The following is a 4,955-nucleotide window of genomic DNA, read 5'->3' as shown; positions in this document are numbered from 1 at the left end:
TGCGCAATCCTGATCGTGATGGGCTTCTGGCGCAGGACCGAGAGCTTCGTGCGTCACGCCTTTGCCGCCAACACTCTTCTCATGACCGCGGGCTTCATGCTCGTCGGCTACCAACTCGTCGGCTTCGCCGTAGCCTGATCACATTTTTCCAGGAGGAATAGACATGTTCAATTCACAGCGCCCGTCCACCAGCGACCTTCCCACCAACCGCCAGCTCGTCAAGGCGACCGCGTTCGCCCTGGTAACCGCGACCGTCCTTCTGGTCACCGTGGTTCTACCCGCGGAATATGCGATCGATCCGACCGGAGCGGGCCGTCTTCTTGGATATTCCGAGATGGGCGAGATCAAACAGCAACTTGCCGCGGAAGCAGCCGCCGACGAACAGAATGCGGCCGTCGAGGAGGTCCGCTCGCTCGCCGATAACAGCGGCAGCGGTTCGGAAGCGGCAACGCGCAGCGATGTGACCGAATTAACGCTCGCGCCTGGTGAGGGTGCGGAAGTCAAGGCGGTCATGGCCGAAGGGGCCAGCCTTCAATACGAATGGTCGGTGCAGGACGGCCACGTCAACTTCGATACGCATGCCGATGCGCCGGGCATCTCTTATCACGGGTATGACAAGGGCCGCGAATCCACGGGGGAAGCGGGAACGCTCGTCGCCGCCTTCGATGGCAGCCATGGGTGGTTCTGGCGCAATCGTTCAGGCGCAACCGTCACCGTGACCCTCAAGACCGACGGCAGCTACTCCGATATCAAGCGCGTGGTCTAAATCACGCTCTGGCTGAAGGAAGACATCGCCATGCTCTCCGTTCTGACCAATCGCACTTATCGTCACCTGTTTCTTGCGCAGGTCATCGCGCTTGTCGGAACGGGGCTGGCGACGGTCGCTCTGGGCTTGCTGGCCTATGATCTCGCCGGTGCGGACGCCGGCGCCGTTTTGGGAACGGCCCTGGCCATCAAGATGGTCGCTTATGTCGGCATCGCCCCCCTGGCGGGCGCTTATGCCGACAAATTACCCCGCAAACGTCTGCTTGTAGGAATGGACATTATCCGTGCCGGCGTGGCGCTTCTGCTCCCCTTCGTCGATGCGGTCTGGCAAATCTATCTGCTCATTTTCCTGCTGCAGTCGGCATCGGCCGTGTTCACGCCTACCTTTCAGGCCACCATACCCGACATCCTGCCGGACGAAGAGGAGTACACGAAGGCTCTTTCCCTGTCCCGACTGGCCTATGATCTCGAAAGTCTCATCAGCCCGGTCCTGGCCGCCTCGCTACTGGTTGTCATAAATTTCCATTGGCTATTCGCGGGAACAGCTATCGGTTTTGTGGTCTCTGCGTTGCTCGTCATGAGTGCGGCTCTGCCGTACAGAAAATCGGTCGCAAAGCGTGTCGAGGGCGTATGGCGCAAGACCACGCGGGGCATGCGGGTTTATCTCAAGACACCCAGGCTTGTCGGTTTGCTGGCGGTAACCCTGGCGGCGGCAGCAGGCAGCGCCATGGTCATCGTCAATACGGTAGTTATCGTGAAGAACATGGGACGGACGGAAGGCGACGTCGCGCTGGCTCTGGCGGCCTACGGAGCAGGCTCGATGCTGGCTGCACTCGCCCTCCCGCGCATTCTGGCGCGAATTGACGATCGCACGATCATGATCGCCGGCGGCGGCCTCTTGCTGGTCACGCTGGCAACGATAGGCCTGGTGTTCGGGCAGTTGGGCCCCCGAACCTTCTGGCCGGTTGTGCTGGTCGGCTGGCTGACGATGGGTATCGGGTATTCGCTTTGCGTCACGCCCAACGGAAGATTGCTCAAACGCTCGTCGGCGGATGAGGACCGCCCGGCATTGTTCGCTGCCCAATTCGCGCTCAGCCATGTTTGCTGGCTCGTCGCATATCCGATGGCCGGACAAATCGGCGCTCAGCTTGGCATGATGCCAGCCTTTCTGGTCCTCGCTGGCCTGGCCACCACGGGCGTTGGACTTGCCCTATGGCTTTGGCCCCGCAACGACCCCTCGCTGCTATTGCATTCGCATCCCGACCTGCCATCCGATCATCCGCATTTGGAAGAGCACGGAGGAGGCAGCCACCAGCATCATTTTGTCATCGACGATCTGCACACTGGGTGGCCGGGCAAGGTGTGAAGCAAGAAAGGCGGCCCGTCCCGATTGGGACGGACCGCCCGCCGAGTGACCTGGACCTGTCAGGAGGGGTCAGGCAGCCTCCTCGGCAATCTCACCAGTCGCATCGTCGCTGACCGTTTCGTCAGCTTCGTCATCAATCCACGCAGCTTCTTCGAGATCGGCTGGAACATCGGCATCAGTGAACCGCATGATCGAAGGAACCCAGGCCTGCGCCCGTTCCTTGACCTCGGCCTCGCCGATGAAGTTGCCCGAGAAGATGCGTTCGGCAGCGCTCGCCAGTTCGGCCTTCTTCGATGCGGCATAGCGACTGACCAGTTCGGGACCACCAGCAGCGTCGAGTGCTTCGAGCGTGCGAGCCTTGGCCACGCGGTCGAAGTAGTTCGCCGCCGTAGGACGCCACCAATGCGCGGTCTCGATTTCGAGGAGGGAGCCGAGTGCTTCGTGCAGCGGCACCGAGCGATCGCCTTCGCAGGCCAGGCTGGCAACCAGTGTGCGCGAGACGACATGGCCGAGCCAGGCCGAACGCACTTCGTCGGAAAGCGCCCGGAACCTCGCAAATCGCTCCACGTCGCTTTCGCCAGAACGCCAGCTCTCATTGAGCGAACCGGCGAACTCGGCCAGCGCAGCGCTCGCCGGCGCGTCCTTGGCCTCGAACCCAGTGACCGGGCCGGACGCGACGGGGCCAGACAGCGTCGATGCCTTCTTGGCGCGCCAGTCGTGTCCATCTGCATCTGCGAGCGTGAAGACCATGAAGTCGAGCGCCAGTGCCGGATCGTTGGCGAGGTGGATCGCCAGGATATCGCGGCGCTGCATTGCCAGTTCGTCGAGTAGGCGCTGCGACAAAGAGCTTCCCTTGGGCTTCGCCGCACCGCTCTCTTCAATGGGCTCGACCACGCCTTCGTCAGCGATGACCTCGGTCTCGGTGTAGAACTGCGGGACCAAGGTCGGCTCGCCATTGCGCGAGAGGACGAGGAAGGCGCCGGCCTCCGGTCTCAGTTCGTCGGCGAGTACCGGCGGCCGGTCATTGAGCGCGCGCATGGCGCGGTCGATCACCACGAGTTCCTGTTCGGCCTTGGCGACCTCGTCCTCGTCGCTGTCCTCGTCTTCGAGAATAGCGGCGACACGGTCGTAGTCGGCTTCGAGTTCGCCCAGCTCCTGCGCTTCCATTTCGGTCATGGATGCCGGCTCGCACGGCAAGCGATTGAGACCTTCGACAAGGTCATGGCTGACGTAGTTGCCAAGCGTCGGCCGGACCCAGGCAAGGCCATATTCGAGCGCGGCCTTTTCTGCCGCCCCTTCCATGGCCTTGTGCGCGAGGTCCTCGAGCAGCGCGATATCGATCCAGCTCTCGCTGGCATCGTCGTCGAACAGTTCGCGTTCGATCCGGCCACCTGCGCCTAGATAGGCATCGCGTCCGACGAGAACCGCTCTCGGATCGGAACCGCGCACCGTGGCATCGAGCACCATGCGGCGGATCGTGTCGGGCGTGATCTGGTACCAGGCGTCCTGCAGCTCGGCATAGACATGCGCCTGGCGCTCCACGTCGGAGATCGCGCCATAGGCCTTGGCCATGTCGAGCGTAATCGTGCCCTCGGCGAGTGCTTCGAAGATGCAGGGTGCGAGACTTGCCAAACGCAGGCGCCCTTCGACGAAGCGGACGGTGAGGCCGAAGCGGCGGGCCACGTCTTCAGGGGTAGCCCCCGCCTCGATGATGGAGGCGAAGGCCTGGGCCTCGTCGGCCGGATTCATCGCGAGACGTTGGAAGTTTTCGGCAAGGCTGGCTTCACGCACCTCGCTTTCCTCGCCTTCGATCACGAGGCAGGTGACCTCGTGGTTTTGGGACAAGGTGCCCTCTTCGGCCAGTGCCTGCAGCGCGGCGAGCCGACGACCGCCGGCCTCGACCTCGAACTTGCCGCGCTTTCCTTTGCGAACGACGAGGTTCTGCAGCAGACCGCGCGCAGCAATGTCTGCCCGCAGCTGGAGGTCGGCGAGCACGTCGCTCGACTTGCGAACGTTGCGCGGGCTCGCAGCGAGCTTCTTCAAGGGGATCGACTGGATCATGGGTTTTCTCCTGATGGAATGAAGGCGCAGGTGAGGATCACGAGGCCCACAAGCCCAAAGGGCTCCCTCCACTCTCTTCAATGGCTGTGGCGACCATCTATACGACCGAGATGGGGCGAGCAGGGATCGGCTAAGTTCCGTCCATGAGAGCAGTTGTTCTCAATGCGCGAACCCATTCGCAGGCCCGTCATCAGCGGGCACAGGCAGATCAGCCGCTCGGACTGGAGGAAGGACGTGATTAGGCTCCGGCGTACGCGATACGGGAGCTTATCGATTCATTCAGTCACACGGAGGGGAGGAGAGAAGGGGAAACTTGAGCGCAATCGGAGGCAGCGCTCAGATTCATCCGGACCCTGACCTCTTCAGCGGAGCCTATGCCTATCCGCTGCTAAGCAAGCGGTCTTCGAGAAGCGTCCGAAAATCCCGACGCGCATCAGCGATTACGAACACGGTCACCTGACCGGGTGCTGGCTCGGGCTGATACCCGTAGATGATGCGGAACGGAAAGCGCGACAATTGCCGAAAGTCGGTGATCCCGAGAGCCTCAAGTTCCGGTGGAACCGGTCCTTTCTCAGGATTGTTCACAAGGGATTCGATAGACGCGACAAGGTCATCTAGTAGTGCGTTCGCACCATCGTCGCCATCCGGCCCGCGCTGCGTCAGGCGGCGCTGCCAGATACCCGCGAGATCGCGCTCCGCACCGGAGGTGATCTCGATCGCTACGGCGGCCGTCATCATTCAGTTTGACTTACCCCGTACGCGG

Annotated in this window: 4 protein-coding genes; 2 read left to right on the top strand and 2 right to left on the bottom strand. The window is 62.3% G+C overall.

The window, feature by feature from the left end; genetic code table 11:
- Window positions 1-163 precede the first annotated feature (163 nt).
- A complete protein-coding gene (locus KYK83_RS16850; RefSeq protein WP_219150554.1) occupies window positions 164-766 on the top strand; it encodes a transmembrane anchor protein in 603 nt (200 codons plus the stop codon).
- A 30-nt stretch (window positions 767-796) separates the two neighbouring features.
- Complete coding sequence (locus tag KYK83_RS16845; RefSeq protein ID WP_222829074.1) at window positions 797-2,131, top strand: MFS transporter; 1,335 nt, start codon at window positions 797-799, stop codon at window positions 2,129-2,131.
- Between the two features lie 69 nt (window positions 2,132-2,200).
- Here KYK83_RS16845 and KYK83_RS16840 read toward each other — a convergent pair whose 3' ends face one another.
- Together KYK83_RS16840 and KYK83_RS16835 are read right to left on the bottom strand one after the other, a co-directional pair.
- Window positions 2,201-4,192 (bottom strand): ParB/RepB/Spo0J family partition protein, encoded by a 1,992-nt coding sequence (locus KYK83_RS16840; RefSeq protein WP_222829073.1) that lies wholly within the window; start codon window positions 4,190-4,192, stop codon window positions 2,201-2,203.
- A gap of 378 nt (window positions 4,193-4,570) precedes the next feature.
- Window positions 4,571-4,930 carry a type II toxin-antitoxin system RelE/ParE family toxin gene (locus tag KYK83_RS16835; protein WP_222829072.1) on the bottom strand — a complete coding sequence of 120 codons (360 nt, stop codon included), beginning with the start codon at window positions 4,928-4,930 and terminating at the stop codon, window positions 4,571-4,573.
- Window positions 4,931-4,955 lie beyond the last annotated feature (25 nt).

The sequence above is a fragment of the Qipengyuania pacifica genome (assembly GCF_019857205.1).
Taxonomy (GTDB): Bacteria; Pseudomonadota; Alphaproteobacteria; order Sphingomonadales; family Sphingomonadaceae; genus Qipengyuania; species Qipengyuania pacifica.
This window is presented reverse-complemented; position numbering and strand designations above follow the sequence as displayed.

Bases quoted from the DNA above. Each gene is read 5' to 3' on its own strand.
- KYK83_RS16850 (WP_219150554.1), top strand. From the start codon at position 164: ATGTTCAATTCACAGCGCCCGTCCACCAGCGACCTTCCCACCAACCGC.
- KYK83_RS16845 (WP_222829074.1), top strand. From the start codon at position 797: ATGCTCTCCGTTCTGACCAATCGCACTTATCGTCACCTGTTTCTTGCG.
- KYK83_RS16840 (WP_222829073.1), bottom strand. From the start codon at position 4,192: ATGATCCAGTCGATCCCCTTGAAGAAGCTCGCTGCGAGCCCGCGCAAC.
- KYK83_RS16835 (WP_222829072.1), bottom strand. From the start codon at position 4,930: ATGATGACGGCCGCCGTAGCGATCGAGATCACCTCCGGTGCGGAGCGC.